The 24,850-nt window shown below is 56.5% G+C and carries 16 protein-coding genes and 1 pseudogene; 8 read left to right on the top strand and 9 right to left on the bottom strand.

What is annotated here, in order from left to right; genetic code table 11:
- Positions 1-19: 19 nt before the first annotated feature.
- The 7 genes from ACP8MI_RS04990 to rpsA form a co-directional block, all read right to left on the bottom strand.
- On the bottom strand, positions 20-496 hold the full coding sequence (locus tag ACP8MI_RS04990) for a universal stress protein (protein ID WP_284589551.1): 477 nt from the start codon (positions 494-496) through the stop codon (positions 20-22).
- 21 nt (positions 497-517) lie between these two features.
- Entirely contained in the window at positions 518-988 is a 471-nt protein-coding gene (locus tag ACP8MI_RS04985) for a universal stress protein (RefSeq protein WP_284589550.1), read from the bottom strand.
- A 99-nt stretch (positions 989-1,087) separates the two neighbouring features.
- A complete protein-coding gene (locus ACP8MI_RS04980) occupies positions 1,088-2,257 on the bottom strand; it encodes a CaiB/BaiF CoA transferase family protein (RefSeq protein WP_284589549.1) in 1,170 nt (389 codons plus the stop codon).
- Positions 2,258-2,325: 68 nt separating this feature from the next.
- On the bottom strand, positions 2,326-3,600 hold the full coding sequence (locus tag ACP8MI_RS04975) for an acyl-CoA dehydrogenase family protein (protein ID WP_284589548.1): 1,275 nt from the start codon (positions 3,598-3,600) through the stop codon (positions 2,326-2,328).
- A gap of 158 nt (positions 3,601-3,758) precedes the next feature.
- The gene (uvrB, locus tag ACP8MI_RS04970; RefSeq protein ID WP_337891778.1) at positions 3,759-5,864 is read right to left on the bottom strand and encodes an excinuclease ABC subunit UvrB; all 2,106 of its coding nucleotides are present in this window, start codon (positions 5,862-5,864) and stop codon (positions 3,759-3,761) included.
- Positions 5,865-5,963: 99 nt separating this feature from the next.
- Positions 5,964-6,569, bottom strand: coding sequence for a dephospho-CoA kinase (coaE, locus tag ACP8MI_RS04965; protein ID WP_126844696.1), 606 nt, complete (start codon positions 6,567-6,569; stop codon positions 5,964-5,966).
- Positions 6,570-6,685: 116 nt separating this feature from the next.
- Positions 6,686-8,152, bottom strand: a complete 1,467-nt coding sequence (rpsA, locus tag ACP8MI_RS04960; RefSeq protein WP_126844695.1) for a 30S ribosomal protein S1 — start codon at positions 8,150-8,152, stop codon at positions 6,686-6,688.
- A 477-nt stretch (positions 8,153-8,629) separates the two neighbouring features.
- Here rpsA and ACP8MI_RS04955 point away from each other — a divergent pair, with 477 nt between their 5' ends.
- The 5 genes from ACP8MI_RS04955 (at position 8,630) to ACP8MI_RS04935 (ending at position 15,817) form a co-directional block, all read left to right on the top strand.
- A complete protein-coding gene (locus ACP8MI_RS04955; RefSeq protein WP_284589547.1) occupies positions 8,630-10,225 on the top strand; it encodes a peptide ABC transporter substrate-binding protein in 1,596 nt (531 codons plus the stop codon).
- A gap of 114 nt (positions 10,226-10,339) precedes the next feature.
- Positions 10,340-11,269, top strand: a complete 930-nt coding sequence (locus ACP8MI_RS04950) for an ABC transporter permease (RefSeq protein ID WP_126844693.1) — start codon at positions 10,340-10,342, stop codon at positions 11,267-11,269.
- Positions 11,259-12,215 carry an ABC transporter permease gene (locus tag ACP8MI_RS04945; RefSeq protein WP_284589546.1) on the top strand — a complete coding sequence of 319 codons (957 nt, stop codon included), beginning with the start codon at positions 11,259-11,261 and terminating at the stop codon, positions 12,213-12,215. Before ACP8MI_RS04950 ends, ACP8MI_RS04945 begins: the two co-directional genes overlap by 11 nt.
- Before the next feature lie 80 nt (positions 12,216-12,295).
- Positions 12,296-13,966, top strand: a complete 1,671-nt coding sequence (locus ACP8MI_RS04940) for a dipeptide ABC transporter ATP-binding protein (RefSeq protein ID WP_039733714.1) — start codon at positions 12,296-12,298, stop codon at positions 13,964-13,966.
- Between the two features lie 63 nt (positions 13,967-14,029).
- Entirely contained in the window at positions 14,030-15,817 is a 1,788-nt protein-coding gene (locus ACP8MI_RS04935; protein WP_126844692.1) for a siderophore-interacting protein, read from the top strand.
- 3 nt (positions 15,818-15,820) lie between these two features.
- Here ACP8MI_RS04935 and polA read toward each other — a convergent pair whose 3' ends face one another.
- Complete coding sequence (polA, locus tag ACP8MI_RS04930) at positions 15,821-18,445, bottom strand: DNA polymerase I (RefSeq protein ID WP_239211677.1); 2,625 nt, start codon at positions 18,443-18,445, stop codon at positions 15,821-15,823.
- Between the two features lie 21 nt (positions 18,446-18,466).
- On the bottom strand, positions 18,467-18,838 hold the full coding sequence (locus ACP8MI_RS04925) for a hypothetical protein (RefSeq protein ID WP_174232099.1): 372 nt from the start codon (positions 18,836-18,838) through the stop codon (positions 18,467-18,469).
- A gap of 60 nt (positions 18,839-18,898) precedes the next feature.
- On the opposite strand from ACP8MI_RS04925, the gene ACP8MI_RS04920 reads away from it, so the two are divergent.
- From ACP8MI_RS04920 to ACP8MI_RS04910, 3 genes and pseudogenes are all read left to right on the top strand, one after another.
- Positions 18,899-19,144 carry a hypothetical protein gene (locus tag ACP8MI_RS04920; protein ID WP_239211676.1) on the top strand — a complete coding sequence of 82 codons (246 nt, stop codon included), beginning with the start codon at positions 18,899-18,901 and terminating at the stop codon, positions 19,142-19,144.
- A gap of 35 nt (positions 19,145-19,179) precedes the next feature.
- Positions 19,180-19,842, top strand: coding sequence for a restriction endonuclease (locus tag ACP8MI_RS04915; RefSeq protein ID WP_490290731.1), 663 nt, complete (start codon positions 19,180-19,182; stop codon positions 19,840-19,842).
- Between the two features lie 26 nt (positions 19,843-19,868).
- A pseudogene (locus ACP8MI_RS04910) lies at positions 19,869-24,814 on the top strand (DEAD/DEAH box helicase).
- The last annotated feature ends 36 nt before the right edge of the window (positions 24,815-24,850 follow it).

The following is a 24,850-nucleotide window of genomic DNA, read 5'->3' as shown; positions in this document are numbered from 1 at the left end:
CACAGGCGCGACAGTCCGGCTAAGCGACGGTGTGCACAATGATCACGTCGCAATCGGATTGCCGCGCAATATCTGCTGGTACAGAGCCTAATAATCGCCCCGTCAACGTATTGATACCGCGGTTACCTACCACGAGCACATCGGCATCGTGCTGGGCGACGATGCTCATCAATGCGGCGACGGGACTTCCTGTTTGTACCGCGCTGCTTACTTTTTCTGCACCTAAAGCGCGGGCTTCTTCTACTGCTGGTTGCAGGATGGCTTCGGCCTGCTCTACACCCACAACAGGGTGATCACTCAATGGTTCTTGCGGGCCCGCTACATGACCGGGTTCGTAGTATGCGCAAGCGATAAGCAGCTGTGCATCAAAGGCAGCCGCTAGCCGTGCTGCGCGACGCACCGCCAACATGGACGACTGTGAGCCGTCGCTGCCAACGACAATGCTGGAATAATCAGCGCTATGTGGATCGGTGGTTTCCGCCGTCTCCGAAGTCATCGTATCCGCTACCCTGCTGCCCTATGCCTTACCGCTGGCAGAACTTGCGGCACCGTCACTGTTGACAACCAAGACGTCGACGTCAAAACGGCGGGTAACTTCACTCGGAATGCTGCCAAACACGCGGCCTGATAACGTCTTCAACCCACGGTTACCCACCACAACGAGATCCGCTGCGGAATCTTCCACGACTGTGCGCAGCACTGCCACGGGGCCGCCGTTGACCGGGCGGAGCTCGATATCTTTTGCTCCTTCGGCGACAGAAACTTCGTGCGCCTCGCGCAAGATGTCCTCGGCGGCGTCCCGGTTGATCACAGGCAACGCATTAGCATCGGCTTTCGCGTCAATGACTAACCCGTGTTTTTCATAATAAGCAGACACGATGATCAGCCGCGCATCGTAAACTCGTGCCAGACTCGCGGCCGCACGCACAGCGTGCAGGGATGAATCCGATCCGTCAGATCCGGTAACGATGGTGGAATATGCAACCACGGGGTGCTCCTTCCGAGCTTGGCGTTAGTGTGATTCTAACGCCTGTGCATACCTCCCACCGGAAAATCACCGCCGCCGCCACTAAATATGATGCGTTTATCACGCTCGCGGGTTTGTCTGCGCAATCCACGAACGCACTGCATCGCCGTCTGCTCCAAGCCGTGGCGGTGGGGTGTGATACTCGGCTTTCGTTCGGGAATACTGCACGGGGTTGCGGATCGTACGGTAGGTGGAGCCTTCAGCACTGTGAATGGCAACGACGGGTTCCAATCCCAGCGAATCGGCAAAATCGATCCCCTGCCCCACAGAATTAATCGGGGCACACATCACACCGGCAGCAAGCAACTCGTCATACCAATCTTGCGCCGACTTATGCTGAAGTACATCTTCGATCTCCGCACGCAGTGCCTCACGGTGTTTATTGCGATCCTGCATGGTAATGAAGCGTTCGTCGTCGGCAAGCTGCGGCTTTCCGAGTTCCTCGACGAGTGTGCGAAACTGTGCATCATTTCCGCAGGCAATAATCAGCGGCTGGTCGTGGGCGGCGAACGGACCATACGGGCACAGGCTTGGGTGATCATTACCCATGCGCATCGGTTCGTGTCCGGTCGCAGCATAACCGCCTGATTGGTTAGCCAAACTCGACAACGCCACGGACAACAAATTGACCTCAAGCGACTGCCCTGCCTGCGATTTCTCACGTTCGAGTAGTGCGGCCAAAATGCCCACCGCACAGTGCAGACCAGTGCACACATCGACGATGGCCACACCGGTTTTTTGTGGTGGTCCGTCGGCTTCGCCGGTCACGTGCATAAGGCCGGACAATGCTTGGATCAGCAAATCATAGCCCGCCAAATGGGCTCCTTTATCCGAGCCGAAACCGTTAATCGAAGCATGAATCAACCGCGGCCAGCGCTTAGTGGTTTGTGCTGGGTCCAGGCCAAATTTCTTCAGCCCGCCTGGTTTAAAGTTTTCGATCAGGACGTCGGATCGTTCGATAATCTCGTAGGCGGTGTCGCGATCAGCGAGATCTTGTAAGTCCAGCATGATGGATTCTTTGTTTCGGTTGGCCGACATGAAGTAGGTGCTCATGTCGTTGGCCACCGGCGGCGCCCACTGGCGAGTATCATCACCGCGCGGCGCTTCCACCTTGATTACTCGCGCTCCGAGGTCTGCCAAGAGCATGGTACAAAAAGGTCCAGCCAATACGCGGGAGAAATCCGCAATGATGATTCCCGCCAGTGGTCCGCGCGCGGAGCTATCGCCCACAGATCGCTCCTTCTGGTTAGTCGGTGTCCTCGATGCCATAAATTTTTGGGCCTTTCCTTTTTACCCTTTTACCGTGCATGGAATGCGCCGACGCCTGTCAGATGACGGCCGATGGTGAGCTGGTGCACCTCATCAGTGCCTTCATAAGTACGCACCGATTCCAGATTGTTCGCGTGGCGCAACGGGGAATGCTCCAGGGAAATGCCGTTGCCGCCCAGCATCGCACGCGCTTCGCGTGCGATAGTGAGTGCGACGCGGGTGTTATCGAGCTTTCCTGTAGAAATGGTCGCGGGCAATAGCGAACCGTGCGGAAGCCCGGTGGCCTGTTCCGCGGCACCTGAGCTATTCTTAGCGCTATCTTTCAACCGGCCGATCTGGTGCGCAAGCAAGTATCCGCGATTGATGCCGACGGCCATATCAGCCAGTTTGGTCTGCGTGATTTGGAAATTGCTCAGTGGAGTACCAAACTGCTTGCGCTGCTGGCTGTATTCTAATGCGGCGTTGAAGCTGTCGCGCGCAGCGCCCATAACTCCCCAGATGATGCCGTAGCGGGCCTCGTTCAAACACCGGAATGGCCCGCCAAGCCCCACTGCGGTTTCTGCGGGTAGCATCGCCGATTCCGGCAGGCGCAGATCATTCAGGTGAATTTCACACTGGATGGAAGCACGCATGGACATTTTTGGCTCGATAACCTGCGCCGAATAACCTTGGGTGTCGGTGGGGACCACGAAGCCACGCACGCCGCGCGCATCACCGTGTTCACCGGTCTGCGCCCAGATAATCGCGACATCGGCGACACTGGCTAGGCCGATCCATCGCTTGGTGCCGTTGAGAATCCAGTCACCACTAGCATCTTTCTTGGCGACGGTTGTCATAGATGCGGGATCCGACCCTGCGTCTGGTTCGGTCAGACCGAAGCAGCCAACCGCTTCGCCTTTCGCCATCTTCGGCAACCACTCCTGCTTGTGTTCTTCGGAGCCGTGCTTGTGAATCGCCGACATCGCCAGCGAACCTTGCACAGACACGAAGGTGCGCAAACCGGAATCACCGGCTTCGAGTTCCTGAGCGGCGAGGCCGTATTCCACCGCACTGCGGCCCGGGCAGCCATAGCCATCGAGGTGCATACCCAGCACACCGAGCTTGCCCATCTCTGGAATGATCTCTAGTGGGAAATGTGCTTTGTCGAACCACTCACTGATATTGGGGCGAATGTGTTCATCAACGAAGCCACGCACGCGCAGCGCGACGTCTTTTTCTTCCGCAGAAAACAGGGAATCAAGCTGGGTGATATCGACAGCGCCGAGGAATGATTCCTGGCCTGGTGTACTGGGGTTATTCGGCATAGTGCGGTGTTCTCCTCATATCTCGGTTGTGCACATCACACTATAAGGAGACCAACCTAACTTCAACCGATTATAGAAAGTTTCTTCACTTCACCTTTCCCGGTAACAGTTCCCGCTAGCAGCCCCGATATCAGCCGCACCCCCGATATCAGCGGAACCTAGATTCCGGCTTCTTTCACCCCACGCAACTCCTTTTTCAGATCCGCGATCTCATCACGCAAACGGCCCGCCAGCTCGAACTTCAGGTCCCTGGCGGCGACCTTCATTTGCTTCGTCAGATCGTCGATAAGGGTTTGGATCTCGCCTTCTGCCATGGACGACACGTCTGGCTTGTCGACGAGCGCCGCATCACCAGATTCCGAGTTGCTTGCCGCATCCCCGTCGTCGTCCGATTCGTAGACCTGGTCGAGGATGTCTGCGATCTTTTTGCGCAGCGGCTGCGGGTCAATACCGTGTTCGGTGTTGTAGGCAATCTGCTTTTCGCGGCGACGTTCAGTCTCATCAATGGCGTTTTGCATCGATTCGGTGATCTTGTCGGCATACATGATGACTTCACCGGATACGTTACGGGCGGCACGGCCAATGGTCTGAATAAGCGAAGTTGTCGAACGCAAAAAGCCTTCTTTGTCCGCGTCCAGAATCGCCACCAGAGAGACCTCGGGCAAGTCCAAGCCCTCACGCAACAAGTTGATGCCCACAAGCACATCGAACTCACCCAACCGCAGCTGTCGTAACAGCTCTACACGCTGCAGGGTGTCAATATCGGAGTGCAGGTAGCGCACCTTGACGCCGTGCTCCAGCAGATAGTCGGTCAGGTCCTCGGCCATGCGTTTGGTCAACGTGGTCACCAGCACGCGCTCATTCTTTGCCGTGCGCGTTTTGACCTCATCGATCAGATCATCAATCTGCCCCTTGGTCGGTTTCACGGTGACCTTCGGATCCACCAGGCCCGTCGGGCGAATGACCTGCTCGACGTATTCACCGCCGGCAGCAGTAATTTCGTAGTCTCCAGGTGTCGCGGAGAGATAGACGGTCTGGCCAACGCGTTTTTCGAATTCATCGAATGTCAGCGGCCGGTTGTCCAGCGCAGAGGGTAAACGGAAGCCGAAATCCACCAGGTTGCGCTTGCGTGACATATCGCCTTCGAACATGCCACCAATCTGTGGGACAGTCACGTGGGACTCGTCGATGATTGTTAGGAAATCCTCCGGGAAATAATCCATCAGCGTCGCCGGGGCGGTACCTGCTTCGCGCCCATCAATATGCCGCGAGTAGTTCTCGATGCCGGAACAGAAGCCGACTTGTTCAATCATTTCCAGATCGTATTCCGTGCGCATGCGCAGCCGCTGGGCTTCCAAGAGTTTTCCGCGGTTTTCCAGCTCGGTCAGGCGTTGCTGCAGTTCTTCTTTGATATCCGCGATGGCTTTTTCCATGCGCTCAGGCCCGGCAACGTAATGCGTGGCCGGGAAGATGCGTACTTCATCAACTTGTTCAAGAACATCGCCGGTTAGCGGGTGGATATAGTACAGCGCATCGATATCGTCGCCGAAAAATTCGATGCGCACTGCGCGCTCCTCATAGGCAGGGATAATATCGACAGTATCGCCATTGACGCGGAAAGCACCGCGGGTGAAGCCAACATCGTTGCGCTCATACTGAATATCGACGAGCAAGCGCAGGAACCGATCACGCTCTACTTCATCGTCGGCTTTCATGACCACGGAGCGATCTAGGTAAGACTGCGGCGTTCCCAGGCCGTAGATGCAAGATACCGAGGACACCACGACGACGTCACGACGCGATAATAGCGCGGAAGTCGCAGAGTGACGCAGGCGTTCGACGTCTTCGTTGATGGAGGAGTCTTTTTCGATATAAGTATCGGTCTGCGCGACATAGGCTTCCGGCTGGTAGTAGTCGTAGTACGACACGAAGTATTCTACCGCGTTGTGCGGCAGGAGTTGGCGCAATTCGTTGGCCAGCTGGGCCGCCAGAGTTTTGTTCGGCGCCATGACTAGGGTTGGACGCTGCTGTTGTTCAATCAGCCAGGCTGCGGTGGCGGATTTACCGGTACCGGTGGCACCAAGCAGGACGACGTCAGATTCGCCTTCTTTGAGGCGCCGATCTAGCTCTTTGATTGCTGTGGGTTGGTCACCGGCCGGTTGGTACTCGGAGACGACCTCGAAGGTCTTTTTCCGGCGTTCGACCTCGCCGACTGGGCGGTGTTCGGATTCAGATAAAACAGGGTACTCAGCAGCAAAAGCCATGGCTTCTAGTCTACTCTGCTGTATCTGGTTCAACCCGCTACTGAGGTGCTGCCGACTGCCACGCGAAAGCTAGCGAAGTGCGAGCTACCGAGCAGCCAGCTACCGGGCAGCCAGCTGTTGAATCTTGTCGACGGCGTGTGCCACCTGTCGTTGCAGTTCTTCTTCGCTGCCGTTGTTGTCTATGAGGATATCTGCGTGTTGTTTGCGTGTCTCGTCGTCAATCTGCGCGTTGATGCGCCGCCGGACGTCATCGCTGTCGAGACCGCGCTTGGTAGTCAGCCGTTCGACGCGCAGGTGTTCGTCGGCATGCACAACGATGGTTGCGTCCATGTCTTTGTGCAGGCCCTTATCGATGAGCAGTGGCATGTCGTAGATGACTGCTTCTGCCCCGTTTTGGCGCGCTTCGTCAAAAAGTTCTTGTGTGCGTTGGTTGATGCGCGGGTGGGTGATTTCGTTGAGTCGCGCGGTGGTTTCTTTGTTTTCAAAGGCACGTGAGGCAAGCAGCCCGCGATCAAGTGCGCCGTCGGCATCGAGGATGTCGGCTCCGAATTCTTCGGCTAGTTCTTGCAGTGCCGGTTGGCCGGGTTCGACGATTTCGCGTGCAATACGGTCCGCGTCGACGATGGGGTATCCGTGTTCGTTGAGGGCGCGGGCGACGGTTGACTTACCACTGCCGATCCCTCCGGTAAGTCCGATGATTTTCATAGGCCCAGTGTAGAATGCAAAAACCCACTTCTCAATGCCCTGGTTGGGGCAGAAAGAAGTGGGTTGCGGCTATGCGGTACTAGCCGACGCGTGGCTAGTTAAGCGCGCTGGCTGATTTAGTTGCCGGCCAGCTTATCGCGCAGTGCAGCAAGCTGCTCGTCGGAAGCCAACGAACCTGCGTCCTCGGTGGTGCCTTCGGATGACGGAGCGGCATCCGATACGCCGGACTCGGAGGAGTAGTTCGCGGATTCGTCGCTGTTTGCAGCAGCTTCAGCTGCGGCACGGTTGCGCTCGATCTGCGCGGTGTGCAGCTGGAAGCGACGCTCGGATTCGGCGTAACGAGCTTCCCAGGCCTGACGCTGTTCGTCGTAGCCTTCTTTCCACTCGTTGGTCTCTGGGTCGAAGCCTTCTGGGAACAGGTAGTTACCCTGCTCGTCGTAGGAGTCGGCCATGCCGTACTTGGAAGGATCGAATTCCTCGGTGTAGTCCTCGTCGGCCTGCTTCAGGGACAGGGAGATGCGACGACGCTCGAGGTCGATGTCGATGACCTTGACCATGGCTTCTTCGCCAACGTTGACAACCTGGTCTGGAACCTCGACGTGGCGCTGAGCCAGTTCGGAGATGTGAACCAGGCCTTCGATGCCTTCTTCGACGCGAACGAACGCACCGAATGGAACGAGCTTGGTGACCTTGCCCGGAACGATCTGGCCCACAGCGTGGGTGCGGGCGAAGACGCGCCATGGGTCTTCCTGGGTTGCCTTCAGAGACAGGGAAACGCGCTCGCGGTCCAAGTCCACGTCCAGAACCTCGACGGTGACTTCGTCGCCGACGGTGACAACCTCGGATGGGTGGTCGATGTGCTTCCAGGACAGCTCGGAAACGTGTACCAGACCGTCGACACCGCCCAAGTCCACGAAGGAACCGAAGTTGACGATGGAGGAAACGACACCCTTGCGAACCTGGCCCTTTTGCAGCTGGTGCAGGAATTCGGAACGAACCTCAGACTGGGTCTGCTCCAGGTATGCGCGGCGAGACAAAACAACGTTGTTACGGTTCTTGTCCAACTCGATAATCTTGGCGTCAAGCTCCTGGCCAATGTATGGCTCCAGGTCGCGAACGCGGCGCATTTCCACCAGGGAAGCAGGCAGGAAGCCACGCAGACCAATATCCAGGATCAGGCCGCCCTTGACGACCTCGATGACGGTACCGGTAACGTGCTGATCGCTTTCCTTGAGGTCCTCGATAGCACCCCAAGCACGCTCGTACTGGGCGCGCTTCTTGGAAAGCAGCAGACGGCCTTCCTTGTCTTCCTTCGTCAGAACCAGGGCGTCGATCTGGTCACCCAGCTCTACAACCTCATCTGGGTTGACGTCATGCTTGATGGACAGCTCACGCGAAGGGATAACGCCTTCGGTCTTGTATCCGATGTCAAGCAGTACCTCGTCGTGATCAACTTTGACGACGGTGCCTTCTACAATGTCACCGTCGTTGAAGTACTTGATGGTCTCGTCGATCGCGGCGAGAAAATCCTCAGCGGTGCCGATGTCGTTTACGGCTACCTGAGGGGCCTTAGAAGCTGTCATATTGTTGCGTGCTCCGAAATGGATAGGAAATCGATTGTGTACATTCGCAGTCTCTCACGAGGCTTCTACTCTGATACTGAAGCGATATTGGTTCGGTATTCAGTGATGAAGATTCGCGATCTCGCGCTACAAGTACGTCAAACTTCCTATCAGAGCTCACGCACTTCTAACGCATAGACATGCCCCACAAAGCATAAACCCGTTCAGTGAGCTATGCAAGCTTTTTGTGCTGTATTTTCCGCAGCCCATCAACCGAAGCTTGTTCAACAATTTAGGCTTGGCTAAATAAAGGGTGAATCAACACACACGAAAATTTCAGTGAGAGAGCAGTCACTGCTATACTTTGCGCAATCCCGCGATCTCATCTAAGCAAAACTACCTATGCGTACTTGCAGTGATATTACTTACAGTGATATTTCAGTCGCCGATTGACGTCATCGCGCGGAGCTTTGAATTCGACACTCACAGGAGAATGTTATGAAGATGACGAAGTCCATCGGAGTTCTGGCCGCTGCCGGGCTCTCATTGACGCTGGTTGCCTGCAGCGACGATTCTGGAAGCTCCAGCGCAGGTGGCGGTGCTGAGGGCGGCACCAACTACGTGCTCGCCAACCTGACCGAGCCGCAAAACCCGCTGGTTCCAGGTAACACAAACGAGGCTGGCGGCGGCACCGCAATTCAGTTCCTGTATTCCGGACTGACTTACTACGATGCAGAGGGCGAAAGCCACAACGACCTCGCAGAAAGCATCGACTTTGATGGTGACCGCACCTACACCATCAAGCTGAAAGATGCGAAATGGGAAGACGGCACCCCAATCACCGCAAATGACTTTGTCGATGCCTGGAACTACACGGTTTCGGAATCCTTGCTCCAGGAATCCTTCTTTACACCGATTAAGGGCTATGCAGAAGGCGCAGAGTCCATGGAAGGCCTGACTGTCCAAGACGACAAGACCTTCACCATCGAACTTTCCGAGCCAACCGCGGACTTCGAACAGCGCTTAGGCCATGGTCCTTTCAAGCCACTGCACCCTTCGGCCTTCGACGACATCGACGCCTACGGCGAACAACCAATCGTCAACGGCCCATACAAGCTCGCCGAGTGGAACCACAACGAAAACCTGTTGCTGGTTCCGAACGAGGAATACCAAGGCGACCGTGAAGCACAAAACGATGGCGTTGACTTCCGCATCTACACCCAACAGGATGCTGCCTACGCCGACCTGCTATCCGGAAACTTGGACGTGATTGACTCTATTCCGGAATCCGCACTGTCGCAGTATGAGGCTGAGCTGGGCGACCGCGCGATCTCACAGCCATCGGCGATTTTCCAGGCTTTCACCATCCCAAGCACACTCGAGCACTTCGAAGGCGAAGAAGGTGCGCTACGTCGCCAAGCCATTTCTCTGGCCTTTGACCGTGAAGAAATCTCGAAAACTATTTTCCAGGACACGGTCACCCCAGCCAAGGACTTCACCTCCCCAGTTATCCCAGGCTATGAAGAAGATCTAGAGGGTAACGACGTTCTGGATTTCGATCCAGAGAAGGCCAAGGAACTCTGGGAGCAGGCCAACGACATCAGCGAGTTCAACGGTACCTTCGAAATCGCCTACAACGCTGATGGCGGACACAAGGCATGGGTTGATGCACTCACCAACCAGCTGTCGAATAACCTGGAGATCGATGCTCAGGGTAACCCGTACCCAGACTTCAAGGGCCTGCGTGATGACATCACCAGCCGCACCATCGAGACTGCTTTCCGTTCCGGATGGCAGGCTGACTACCCGTCCCTGGGTAACTTCCTAGAGCCAAACTTTGCCACCGGCGGTAGCTCGAACGACGGCGAATACTCAAGTGAAGAATTCGACGCCAAGCTGGCTGAAGCACAGCAGGCCGAAAGCCCAGAAGAAGCCACCAAGCTGTACTCGGAAGCCCAGAAGATCCTCTTTAAGGACCTTCCAGCAATCCCAATGTGGTACTCCAACGCAGCAGCTGGATACTCCGAAGCTGTCGAAAACGTGGAATTCGCGTGGAACCGGGTTCCGGTCATCTACGCCATCACCAAGTCTTAAGAAGCCCTAATGAGTGTTACAAAACACTCAGATAGGTTACACTAAGGCGACGTCAATCCGGCCAGTCCGAATACGACTGGCCGGATTTCGCCCGTTATAAGTAAGGAAAAACCTATGTTGCATTACATAGGGCGCCGAGTCTTGCAAATGGTTCCGGTATTTTTCGGAGCTACATTCTTGATTTTTGCCCTCGTGTTCTTGATGCCAGGTGATCCCGTCGAAGCACTCGGCGGCGACCGCGGCCTCAGCGATATTGCGCGGCAGCGTATCCAGGAAGAATACAACCTGGATAAGCCCTTCCTCGTGCAATACCTGCTCTATCTCAAGGGAATCTTCACCCTTGATTTCGGCATGACTTTCTCTGGCCAACCCGTCTCATCGGTCATGGCTAATGCCTTTCCGGTCACGATCAAGCTGACCGTCATGGCGGTCGTATTCGAGACCGTCTTCGGCGTGTTGTTTGGTTTCATTGCCGGTGTCCGCCGCGGCGGCATTTTCGACTCCACCGTGTTGGTGTTGTCCCTGTTGGTAATTGCGATCCCATCTTTCGTGATTGGTTTCGTGATGCAGTTCCTTATTGGTGTGAAGTGGGGACTATTACCCGTGACAGTGGGCCGAGACGAAACCTTCCTCGAGCTGCTTATGCCCGCCACCGTGCTGGGTGCAGTATCACTGGCCTATGTCATCCGATTGACCCGACAGTCAGTCTCAGAAAATCTCCGGGCAGACTACGTGCGGACGGCGCGTGCCAAAGGTATGTCTGGTGGTTCAGTGATGACACGCCACGTGCTGCGAAACTCCATGATCCCCGTAGTCACCTTCATCGGCGCCGACCTCGGCATCCTGATGGGTGGTGCGATCATTACCGAGGGAATCTTCGGCATCAACGGTATTGGTGGCACCTTGTACCAAGCGATTATCCGTGGTGAACCCGCCACTGTCGTCTCCGTCACCACCGTGCTGGTCATCGTCTACATCATCGCCAACCTGTTGGTCGACCTGATGTACGCCGTGCTCGATCCAAGGATTCGCTATGACAAATAAAAACTATTTCCAACGCCCGCGCCTGGAACGCTACGTCGCCGACACCGATGAGCAGGGCCTGGGCGCAGTCGACGCCGTGAACGACGACCGTCCACCGCGCTCCCAATGGGGCGAAGCATGGGTTAGCCTGCGCAAGCGGCCATTATTTTGGGTCTCTGCAATCCTGATCCTTTTCACCATTGCCCTGGCGCTATTCCCGCAATTGTTTACTTCAACGGACCCACGTTTTTGCCAGTTATCCAACTCGCTCGGCGAACCAACCTCTGGCCACCCGTTCGGTTTTGACCGCCAAGGCTGCGATATCTACGCACGCACGGTATACGGGGCACGCGCCTCGGTGGCCGTGGGCATTCTTGCAACCGCGATGGTCATGATTATCGGGACCGTTATTGGCGCAACCGCCGGCTTTTTCGGCGGCTGGATCGATGCGGTGCTCTCTCGCTTTACCGACGTGTTTTTCGCGGTACCGCTGCTGCTGGCAGCCATCGTCGTCATGCAGATGTTCCGCGAATCACGCTCACTCTGGTCCGTGGTCCTGGTGCTGTCATTATTCGGCTGGACAAATATCGCCCGTATTGCCCGCGGCAGTGTCATGAGCGTAAAAAACGAAGACTTCGTTACCGCTTCCCGCTCGCTGGGTGCGTCACGCTGGACCATGCTGACCAAACACATCCTGCCCAACGCCGCGGCTCCAATTATCGTCTACGGCACCGTCGCACTTGGTGTGTTCATCGTTTCCGAAGCGACTTTGTCCTTCCTGGGTATCGGGTTACCGCCAGAGGTCGTGAGCTGGGGTGGCGATATTTCTTCGGCACAAAGCTCATTGCGTACCCGACCTGAAATTCTGTTCTACCCGGCCGGAGCACTGGTAATTACCGTGCTGAGCTTCATCCTCATGGGCGATGTCGTCCGCGACGCCCTGGACCCGAAAGCGAGGAAACGATGAGTTCTTCCGAGAAACACTCCAGCGACGCAAAAACCAGCGAAGCTACCTCGACTGCAGCCTCACTACAGCCTTTGCTGCGCATGGACGACGTGAAGATCTCCTTCCAGTCGTCTACCGGTGTCGTCGAAGCAGTCCGCGGCGTCAGCTTCGATATTTATCCGGGTGAATCTGTCGCGATCGTTGGCGAATCCGGCTCCGGTAAATCCACCACCGCGATGTCAATTCTTGGTTTGTTGCCCGAAAACGGATCTGTCACTGGCGGGTCAATCATCTTCGACGGCCAGACCATCAACGACATGAGCGAAAAGCAGATCCAGAAAATCCGCGGTTCAGAAATCGGCTTGGTCCCGCAAGACCCCATGTCCAACCTGAACCCGGTGTGGAAGATCGGCACGCAAGTCGCAGAATCCCTCAAGGCAAACAACGTCGTCGCCAACTCCGAGGTGAAAGAACGCGTTAACGAGTTGCTGGCAGAAGCCGGTTTGCCGGATCCAGAAGCGCGGGCGAACCAGTACCCCCACGAGTTTTCCGGTGGTATGCGGCAACGTGCACTGATCGGTATCGGACTGGCAGCGAACCCGCGTTTGCTCATTGCCGACGAGCCGACCTCCGCGTTGGACGTGACCGTGCAGAAAAAGATCCTGGATCACCTGAAAACGCTGACTGACCAGCACGGCACTGCCCTGCTTTTTGTTACCCACGACCTGGGGTTGGCTGCAGAGCGCGCCGAACACCTGATCGTGATGCACCGCGGACGCATCGTAGAGTCAGGACCTTCCCGGGAAATCTTGGAAGACCCGCACCACCCGTACACCCAGCGATTGGTCAACGCCGCACCGCTGATGGCTTCGCAGCGCACGCACACCACAGCACAGGTAGGCATCGGCAAGCAGGCTGATGGAACTGCCGCACAAGATGACACGGCAGCGCACGACAAAGCTGCCTCGCAGGAGATTATCCGGGTTCGGGATCTGACCAAGGAATTTCCGGTACGTGGTAAACGCGGAGAGATGTTCAAGGCGGTCAACAACGTCTCGTTCAGCTTGAACAAGGGTGAGACGCTAGCTGTCGTCGGCGAATCCGGTTCTGGTAAATCCACTGTGGCAAATATGGTGCTGAACCTGCTGGAACCAACCTCGGGCGAAATTCTGTATCAGGGCGAAAACGTGCAGAAGATGTCGGCGAAAGAAATTTTCCGCTTGCGGCGCAAACTGCAAGTCGTGTTCCAAAACCCGTATGGCTCGTTGGACCCGATGTATTCGGTATACAAGTCCATCGAGGAACCACTGGTGCTGCACAAGGTTGGCAACCGGAAGTCGCGTGAAAAGCGCGTCGCCGAGTTGTTGGACATGGTTGCCATGCCAGCTTCTGCCATGCGTCGCTACCCGAACGAGCTGTCTGGTGGTCAGCGGCAGCGCATCGCAATTGCCCGCACCTTGGCGCTGGAACCGGAAGTTATCGTCCTCGACGAAGCCGTCTCCGCCCTCGACGTGCTTGTGCAAAACCAGGTCATCGAGCTGCTGAATGATCTACAGCAGAACTTGAGCTTGTCGTATCTGTTCATTACGCACGACCTGGCGGTGGTGCGCCAGACTGCCGATAACGTCGTGGTGATGAAAAACGGGCAGATTGTCGAACGCGGCCCGACAGAGACGCTATTCGACGATCCACAGCAGGATTACACCAAGGAGCTGATCAATTCGGTTCCGGGCCTGTCCATCAAACTGGGGTCTGGTCTGCAGCAAGGCTAGGCACCTAGGGTGCGGGGTGCACAACGACGCAGCCAGCTCGAATCATGCGGCTAAAATGGGATTATGTCCCGAACACGCACCCCATACCCAGCGAGCACCCGATTTCTGCAGGTCCTGCGCGTCCAGGATGTCACCGACGGCATGCGCCGTGTGACCCTGGGCGGCCCGCAACTCGCCGCCCATGTGGCTGATAACGGCTGCGCGGTCCCGGAATTTCGTTCGGATAATTTCGACGATTCCATCAAGCTCATCCTGCCGCAGGCTCCCGGCGAAAAACCGGTAGGCCCAACACAGCGTGAAGGCAAACTAGCTTGGCCTGCAAAATCCTCGTCTTCGCCACGCCGGACCTACACCGTACGGCGCTTCGATAGCCAGCACGGCGAGCTGGACGTAGATTTTGTTCTGCACGGCACCGGGCCTGCCACCTCGTGGGCTGCTCAAACCCAACCTGGCGATACTGTGCAAATAGCGGGGCCGAAATCGACCTCGTCCCAGCCGCAGGGCGTCGACTGGATCTTGGCCGCCGGTGATGCCACCGCCCTGCCCGCGCTGAGCCGCTGGCTGGAAGAATGGCCCGCCGGACAACGCGGCAAGTTTTTCATTGTGGTCGATGAACATTCGCACCGCCAGCAATTCCCCTGCCCGGATGGCGTGGAGATCACCTGGTTATTCCACAGCGAAGGGGACACGCTTTACGACGCTATCTCCGCCACCGAATGGTGGGATGGTGAAGTTTTCGCCTGGGTCGCTGGTGAATCTGCGAGTTTGAAACCGATCCGCCGCTGGTTGCACGATACCAAGGGCCTGCGCAAGCACCAGATGCATTTTTCTGGTTATTGGAAATCCCGCATGAAGCACCGTTCCACGGCGCCACGCCGGGAACCGGAAACGCTGGCCAACCCGAGCACGCGCACCACCGCAACGAAGGCTTTCGAGTCAACGCAAGCGAAACCACAGCCGTACGCAGATTCTGAACATTCTGAAGATTCTGCATCACACCTCAACTCTCATGCGGAATTTGCTGCCCTGAGCGATCTCACTGCTGCGTTTGCTATCCGCACGGCCGTAACCGTGGGGCTGGGCACCGCTTTGGCCACTGCACCGCGCGAAGTGCACGAGCTTGCCGCAGCCACCAATACCCAACCGGCAGGGCTAGAAAAGCTGCTGCTGTACCTGGAAACCCTGGACATGGTCTCGCCTGTCGCGTCTGCACAGTGGCAGTTGACGGATTCTGGCCGCATTCTTGCCGACGAAGCCACCATCGAGCGGCTGTCTGCCGATAATCAGCGCAATCACGCAGTTCTGGCGGCCCTGGTGCATTTACGTGCCGCGCTTGTCGACGGCTACCACCCGGGAGTTGCGGATGCGACCCAGAAATCCCCTGGTTTAGGCACCCCGACAACAACCGCGGCACTAAACACAACAGCTGGCGAACCAGGCACAGTGGCAGGCGCAACAGACTCAGAGACCGCCAATAACGTGGTCATCCCGGTGACCGCGGAACTGGCCCGACGCGACGATGGCGCAGCAATTGAATATCTGCACGATCTCTACCGCACGCGCCAACAAGCAGGGGCGGATTCGCTGCGTCTTGCTTGCCAGTGCCGCTTGCCGGATTCCACTGATGAAACCGGTGCCGCCGCGCGGTCTGCTGCGTCACGCTCTACCGCCGCACGCTCCAATGCCGAGCGCGCACTTGTTACCTTCGCGCTCTACGGCGACCAGCTGCGCAGCGTCGAAGAGCTGTATTACCTCTTCGGCCGCGCGGGGCTGCCAGCACCGACCGTCGGCAAGAACGGCTCCGCTCCGCTAGACGACGACGGCTACCGCGTCTTCGAATTCCTCACTTAAACCTTAGTGCTCGGCCGCTTGCCAGTTAGTGCCCGAGCCGGTGGAAACCTCCATCGGGACGGTCAGTGTGATGGCTTGATCCATTTCGCGTTCCACCAGTTCACGGACCTGCTCTAGCTCGCCTTGCGCGATTTCCACGACCAACTCGTCGTGCACCTGCAACAACACCCGGGAACGCAACTTCGCTTCCCGCAGCGCGTCGTCGACGCGGATCATCGCCACCTTAATGATGTCTGCGGCAGTACCTTGAATCGGCGCATTCAACGCAGCCCGTTCGGCATTTTCCCGGGCCACGCGGTTATCCGAGTTCAGCTCCGGCAAATAACGGCGCCGGCCAAACACCGTTGCGGTAAAGCCATCATGCCGGGCCTTTTCGACGACCTCATCCAGGTACTGCTTCACACCACCAAAGCGGGCGAAGTAGTTTTCCATGATCTTTTTCGCCTCCCCCGGTGGAATATTCAGCTGCTGCGACAACCCATAAGCAGACAAGCCGTACACCAAGCCGTAAGACATCGCCTTAACGCGGCGGCGCAGTTCCGGGGTGACTTCTTCCACCGGGACGTCGAACACGCGCGAGCCGACGTAATTGTGCAGGTCTTCGCCTTCTTGGTAAGCCTGGATCAGCCCCGGATCACCGGATAAGTGCGCCATCACGCGCATTTCGATCTGCGAGTAGTCCGCACTCAGCAGAGTTTCAAAGCCGTCGCTGACCTGGAATGCCGACCGGATCTTCCGACCGGCCTCGGTACGCACCGGGATATTCTGCAAGTTCGGGTCTGACGAGCTCAACCGGCCGGTCGAAGCCACCGTTTGGTGGAAGCTGGTGTGAATGCGCCCATCGCCTTGCACGGTTTTAGACAGCCCTTCCAGGGTGGTCTTCATTTTCTGGTATTCGCGGTGTGCCAGCAGGCGATCCAAGAACGGGTGCGGGTGTTTGGCCGCCAAGGCTTCAATCTCACCAGCGGCGGTGGAATAACCAGTTTTAGTTTTCTTCGTTTTCGGCAAATCTAGGGTCTCAAACAGCACGGTTTGCAGCTGTTTGGGCGAATTCAAATTCAGGTTCTCATCACCGGCCAGCTCGCGGGCGGCGTCTTGTTCTTCGCGCACCATCTCGGCGAAGGTCTCGGCTTGCTCGTCCAGCACGTCGCGGTCGACGGCAATGCCGGTGGCTTCCATGGTTCCTAGGATCTGCACTAGCGGCAGCTCCAGGTCGCGGTAGAGCTCGAAGCTTTCGATCTTCAGCAGCTCGGCGGTCAAAAGCTCCGCCAGCTCGAGGATCGCCCCGGCTTTTTCTAACAGCTGCTGGGTTTCACTCTCCCCACCCGGCAAGGTCTTCTGCAGGTGGCGCTGGTATACATCGGCCAGATCATAACCACGCTGGCCGGGGCGCAACAGATATGCGGCGATCGCGGTGTCGTGGCTAATGCCGCGCAGCTGGTAGCCGCGGCCTGCCAGCATGTGGAAGGCAGCTTTGGCCTCGTGCAAATATTTGCTGGCGCTGTCGTCGGCAAGCCATTCTGCCAGGGCTTTGTCTTCGTCGGCGGAAAGATCTTCCAGCACCACCGTGATGCCCTGTCGGTTCGTGTCGACGAGCGCAATCGCCGTAGCATCACCCTGGCCCGGCGCGCCGTTGCCGTCGACGAACATGGCGACGCCTTCGGTGTGCTCCGCGAGCCAGTCGGTGAGTGTGGCTTCGTCGTGTGTGATGGCGGGTAATTCGGGGGTGCCGTCAATCTCAGCTTCAGCGCCAAACACGCCGAGTACGCGGTCGCGTAGGTTGGGCCCGAATTCGAGGTCATCGAAATGGGCGGCCACTTGGTTGGCGTCGACGTCGGCAAAAGAAAGATCATCCGGGCTGTGCGAAAGCTGCATGTCGGTGATCATTTGCGTGAGCTCGCGGTTGAGGCGTACTTGTTCGATGCGTTCGCGGAAGCTGTTGCCGGCTTTGCCTTTGATGTCGTCGGCGTGTGCGATCAGCTCGTCGAGGCTGCCGTATTGTTTGATCCATTTTTGTGCGGTTTTTTCGCCGACGCCGGGGATGTTGGGCAGGTTATCGGATGGGTCGCCACGTAGCGCGGCGAAGTCCGGGTATTGCTGCGGGCTCAAGCCATATTTTTCTTCTACGGCATCTGGGGTGAAGCGGTGCAGCTTGGATACCCCGCGCATGGGGTACAACACGGTGGTGGTGTCGTTGACCAGCTGGAGGTAGTCGCGGTCGCCGGTGACGATCAGTGTTTCGTATTCGCCGGACTGTGCCCCGGCCGCGGTGGCCAGGGTGGCGAGGATGTCGTCGGCCTCATAATTTTCGACTGAGAGCGTGGTGATGCCAAGTGCTTCGATGACCTCGCGGATGAGCTCGACTTGGCCTTTGAATTCTTCTGGGGTGGCTGCACGCTGGGCTTTGTAGTCCGGGAATTTTTCGGTGCGGAAAGTCTTGCGCCCGACGTCGAAGGCCACTGCGATGTGGTCGGGTTTTTCATCGCCGACGATGCCGGTGAGCATGGTGAGGAATCCGTAGACCGCGTTGGTGTGCTGGCCGCCGCCGGTGGAGAAATTTTCTGCCGGGAGTGCGTAAAAAGCACGGAAGGCCATGGAGTGTCCGTCTATGAGCAAGAGGCGTTTCATGCCCTACACTTTAGCCGCCTGTTACGCGTGCCGACGGTCAACCTCCTGCCATTCCACGCTCAGTTCTGGGTTCAGCGCAGCGCGCACCCGTTCGGCGAGAAAGCAGTACAGGTTATCGGTGCCGTCTTCGATGCCGTCAGCTACGTCTTCTCCGGCGGAGGTGATCGCCAAGATGGCCCGGCGCGAGTGCTCGTCGACGTCTACCAACCGTGCGCCCCAGCCGCCTTCGCCGCGGTTGCCGTCTTCGTCGGCGGAGAGGCTGTCCAGCCAGGCTGCGGCCAGGGCGCAGGCCTCTCCCCCGGTAACGACTGCGCGCACCGTAGCAGGGGTGCCGTCGTTGCCCGGCGGTGTACCCCAGAGCCAGTCCAGGTTCACGCGGTAGGGATGAAGCATTGGGGGTGTTACCTTTCGCCGTATTCTTCCCTGTCATTCTAGCTCTGCGAGAATGGAAGAATGAGCGCTTCAGAATCAAATAAGTCTTTTACCGAACGCGGAATTCCGACCCACCAGCAACTCGTTGTGCCTGTGCTCAAAGCGATGCATGTTTTGGGCGGATCTGCCAGGGCTAACGAAATTACCGAGCACGTGTTGGAGCTAGTCCCGGGTTCAGAAGACCTTCAGCAAATTACTTATCCGACTCGCCCAAATCTCTCTGTGCTGATTGACCGCATTGGGGGGCTCGTACTACGGCTAAACTAATCGGTGCGCTCGAACAACCAGGGCAAGGAATGTATTTGCTCACCGATAAAGGCGAAGAGCTTCTTGAGCTTACGGAAGTCGATGCCTTCGACAAAGTTCAACAGCTCAATCGAGAGTATTCCCGAGCACGACGACAGCGGAAGAAATTAGAAAAAGAAGCAAAAACTGCAGACTCTGAAGTTGAAGACGATATTTCTGATGCAGAGATCCGCGAAGATGCCGATGACGAAGAAAGAGATAGAGATTGGAAGAGCCAGCTGCTGGACCGGCTCCACCAATTATCTCCAGACGGTTTTGAGAAGTTTGTTATCTATTTGCTTCGCCGTCAAGGCTTGCACCTGCAACAAACCGGCGGTTCTGGTGACGAAGGCGTCGATGCCATCGGTACAGCACCAATCAGTTCAGTGCTTTCGTCTCGTGTAGCCGTACAGGTCAAACGCTATGCCCCAGATAAGCCTATCGGCCGCGAAACGGTGGCGCTGTTTCAGCGTGATGCTCAAACTAAGGGGGCGGAGCGCGCCATTATCGTCACCCTGAGCCGCTTCACAGAACCAGCCCGCAAAGCTGCTACGGCATCGACACCCACGGTAGATCTCATTAGCGGTGACCGGATCGCAGAACTAATTCGTGCGGATGGTGAATCAGGCGTCAAGCTACGCCCAACTGTGGATCTTCGGTGGTTCGACAAGTTCGACTAGCTACCGCTATAAGGCATAATCGGTGCATGGCTACGTTTGAAGAAGTTCTGGACCAGCTACGTGAGAATCAACCGCAGGGCAAGTACGGTATTGCCTTCGAAAAACTCATGGTGAACTTCTTCCGCACCACCCCATCGCTGGCCGAGCAGTTTGATGAGGTCTGCCGCTGGTCGGATTGGCGCTATAACGGTGGGCGCGTCGATACCGGCATTGATATGGTCGCCCACCGCGTAGCTGATGATAGTTGGGTGGCCATCCAGGCGAAGTTTTATAAGCCGACCACTAGCATTCAAAAAGGCCACATTGATTCCTTCTTTGAAGCCTCTGGTAAGTCTTTCGTGACGGAGAAGGGCCGGGAGCATTTCTCGCACCGCTATATCATTTCGACGACGGATAAGTGGTCGTCTAATGCCGAGGCCGCGCTGGCGAACCAGATTATTGAAACCAGCCGTATTGGTATCGCAGATATTGCTTCTGCCCCGGTGAATTGGGACGTGGCCTTCCCGGGTTCGGAGATCCAGGTGAAACTGGAGCGTAAGGAAGCTTTCCAGCCCCGCAAGCACCAATCTGAGGCTATCGAAAAAGCCCTGGCTGGTTTTGCTACCCATGATCGCGGCAAGCTGATCATGGCCTGTGGTACGGGCAAGACGTTTACGTCGCTGCGCCTGGCTGAACAGTTCGCCCGCGAAAACGGGGGGGTAAAGCCCGGGTTTTATTCCTGGTTCCGTCTATCGCGCTGCTCTCACAAACCCTGCGTGAGTGGACTGCACAGGCCACGGTGGACATGCGCAGCTTCGCGGTGTGCTCGGATACCAAGGTGGGCAAAGGCGCCGAGGATATTGCGCCGTATGACCTAGAAGTTCCAGTATCTACAAATGGTAAGCGCCTAGCGGAAGTTTTCAATACCGGCAAGCACTCTGCCGGTCTGCACGTGGTCTTTTCCACTTACCAGTCGCTGCCGACGGTGCACGATGCCCAGCGCAACGGCCTCGACGATTTCGACTTGGTTATTTGCGATGAAGCGCACCGCACCACTGGTGTGACCTTGGCCGGTGAGGATGCCTCCAACTTCGTGCGCATCCACGAAGACGACTACATCAACGCCGACAAGCGCCTGTACATGACGGCCACACCCAAGCTTTTCGACGACGATGTGAAAGACAAAGCCACAGACCACTCGGCTGAGTTGGCATCGATGGATGATGAAGGCGTCTACGGCCCGGAGTTTCACCGGTTAGGCTTCGGCGAGGCCGTCGAGCGCGGGTTGCTTACCGACTACAAGGTGTTGGTGATGACGGTCGATGAGGACGTCGCCGCAGAGGCTCTTGCCAATGCCCCAGGGCAATTGGTGAACCTCACAACGGCTTCAGCAATCATCGGCGCGTGGAATGCGCTGGCGAAACGCTCCGGCAAGTTGCAGGGCACCAAGGACGGCTTCGAGGTTAATGCCAAGCCGATGCAGCGCACGGTGGCTTTTGCGAAAGACATCAAACATTCGAAGCAGATCGCAGATTCTTTCCCTGCTTTGGTGGCCGCCCACCAGGAATCGCTGCACCAGCACGCAGCGCTCAATGACATCAGCCTGCACAACACCGACGTGTCCGTGGCCGCCCAGCATGTCGACGGCACCATGAACGCGATGCAGCGATCTTCACGTATCAACTGGCTGGAAGCCGATATTGACCCTACGGAATCCCGAGTTCTCACCAACGCACGTTGCCTGTCGGAAGGCGTGGATGTGCCGGGGCTGGATTCGGTGATTTTCTTCCAACCGCGTAATTCCATGGTGGATGTGGTGCAGTCCGTGGGCCGCGTGATGCGTAAGGCAGAGGGCAAAGACTATGGCTATATTATTCTGCCGGTCGCGGTGCCTCCTGGGGTGAGCCCGTCGCAGGCGCTCAACGACAACACGCGTTTCAAGGTGGTCTGGCAGATCCTGAACGCGCTGCGTGCCCACGATGATCGCTTCAATGCCAAGATCAACTCCATCGCGTTGAACGAAGGCAACCCAGACGAGCTGCCGGTTGTCGTGGACCCAGTAGTTAACCCGATAAAGCCGAGCGACGATCCTGCTCCCTCCCCGACCAATGATCCCACTGACGAAGACACAGCGAAACAGATCGCGCTGTTTTCCTTGGAGCAATGGCAGGAAGCCATCTATACCAAGTTGGTGGATAAGGTGGGTTCACGCACGTATTGGGAAGACTGGGCCGATGACGTCGCCAAGATCGCGGAGAACCAGGTCACGCGCATTAGCAAGCTTGTCGACGGCGCAGATAAGCGCTTGCACAAGGAGTTCGATGACTTTGTCGACGGACTGCGCAATAACTTGAACGACGGTATCGGTGAAGCAGAGGCGATTTCCATGCTGTCGCAGCACTTGATCACCGCGCCGGTGTTCAACGCCTTGTTTGATAACCACGACTTCATCGAATACAACCCGGTTGCCCAGGTGATGCAGCGCATGACGGATGCCCTGCAGGATTCCTATCTAGAAAGCGAAACCGAGCCGCTGGAGAAGTTCTACGAGTCCGTGCGCGTGCGTGCTTCTGAGGTCACCTCTGCTTCCGGTAAGCAGCAGGTGATTAAGGAGCTGTACGAGCGCTTCTTCCGTAAGGCCTTCAAGAGACAAGCAGAAGCCCTGGGCATTGTCTACACCCCGGTGGAAATCGTGGACTTTATCCTGCGTGCTGCCGATGAGGTCTCCCGCAAACACTTTGGCAAAGGGCTCAGCGATGAAGGCGTGAGTATCCTTGATCCTTTCGCCGGGACCTCGACGTTCATGGTCCGCTTACTGCAGTCGGGCCTTATCAAGCCAGAAGATTTGGCACGGAAATACGCCAACGAGCTGTTTGCCACCGAGATCATGCTGCTGGCCTACTACGTCTCTGCCGTCAATATCGAGACCACCTACAACGCCCTGCGTGAGGAGGCCGCACTGCGCAACGGTGATCCTATCCCGGACTACGTGTCGTTTATGAATATCGCGCTTGCCGATACCTTCCAAGTCCACGAAGACGGTGATATTCCAGACCTCAACATTTTCCGCGAAAACAACGCCACCATTGAGCGGCAAAAGAACGCTCCCATCAACGTAGTCATTGGTAACCCGCCATACTCGGCCGGACAAAAGTCCGCCAACGACCTCAACGCCAACCAGAAGTACCCCAGCTTGGATAAACGCATCGCGGACACCTATGCAGCCAAGTCCACGGCCACCAATAAAAACTCGCTTTACGACTCCTACCTGCGCGCTTTCCGATGGGCCACCGACCGATTAGGTGACCAGGGTGTCGTTGCGTTCGTAACAAATAATGGGTGGATCGACGGCAATACCGGTGCCGGTGTGCGCTTGTCGATGGCCGAAGACTTTACAGATCTCTACGTCTTTAATCTTCGTGGAAATTCTCGTACTGCTGGCGAACACGCCAAACGTGAAGGCGGCAATGTCTTTGACATCCGGGTTGGGGTTTCCATTGCTATCGGGATCAAGGATGAGTCGAAACAATCCTTTGACTTGCACTATGCCGAATTACCAGACTATTCCTCTAAGGCGGACAAGATAAGCGCAATTACAAGCGCATCAATCGAAAACCTTATTTGGAAAACTATCGAGCCGAACAAAGAAGGCGATTGGCTAAACCAACGCTCTGAAGAATTCGAGACGTGGCCTGTTATCGGCGAGAAGAAAGGGAACTCGACAAAGGTTTTCACGAAATTTTCTGCCGGTCTACAGACAAATCGAGATGCTTGGGTGTATTCATACTCTGAAAACCAGCTTGAATTGCGGGTTAGAAAACTAGGAGACGCTTATAACGAAGCTCGGCGTACCTTCCAATACGAAAAAATCGAGAAGAATGGAAAAGGTGAGGCGCTGGTATCAGACTTCTTGAAATCCCAGCCGCATTTCGCAGACCCGCAGAGAATTAAATGGAGCCGGTCTTTAAGGAACTCTGCATTTAAAAACCTGGACGTTAGATTCGATAGAACTCGCATACACTCGAGTATCTACCGACCATTTTGCAGCCAGGTTGTATATTACGATGCTCTGTTAAATCACGAACAATCTCAACTGCCCTCGATGTTCCCGGCCCCAGAGCACTCCAATATCGGTTTTTATATTGTGAACCCTGGTAGTGCAAAACCATTTTCAGCCATAGCTACAGATCTCATCCCAGATCTTGCAATGTGGGGAAGTAACGCTGGCCAATTCTTTACCCGCTTCACGTGGTCTCCAGTTGATGCTGAGGACGGTGGTCTGTTCGGTGAGGGGAACGTCGTCAAGCAAGGCGAAGACAGTGCCTACGGTCAGATCGGCGAAGTTGTTGACGGGTACGTACGGGTAGACAACATCACGGATGAGATTAAGCAGATTTACCGGGATGCGTTGGGCGGTGATGTCTCGGGCGATGACATCTTCCACTTTGTGTATGGAAAGTTGCATGATCCGGGTTATCGCACGCAGTACGCAGCAGATTTGAAGAAGATGCTCCCGCATATTGAAACGCCGAGTTCACGTGCGGAGTTCGATAAGTTTGTTGCGGCGGGTAAGGAACTCATGGCGTTGCACGTGGATTATGAGTCTGTGGAACCGTGGCCGCTGGATATTCAGGTCAAGGGTGATGAGTCCAACCGTGAGACTTGGCGCGTGCAGAAGATGAAGTGGGCCAAGCGCAAGGATCCGGAAACGGGCAAGAACGTCAATGATGTGACGAAGCTGATCTACAACAAGCAGGTGACCATCTCCGGTATTCCGGCAGAGGCGGATGAGTACATGCTGAGCTCACGCTCAGCGGTGGCGTGGTTGATTGACCGCTACCAGGTGAAGAAGGACAAAGCTTCGGGGATTGTGAATGATCCGAATGATTGGGCCGATGAAGTTGGCAATCCACGCTACATCGTGGATCTGATTGGCAAGGTCACGCGGGTGGCGATGGAAACCGTGCGGATTGTTGATGGGTTGGAAAACTAGTCTCCTCCGAGATCCTTCTCACCCACCAATCAGCAT

The organism is Corynebacterium sp. LaCa_70 (assembly GCF_058182015.1).
Note: the sequence above shows the minus strand (reverse complement) of the source record. Positions and strands in the feature narration are given on the sequence as shown.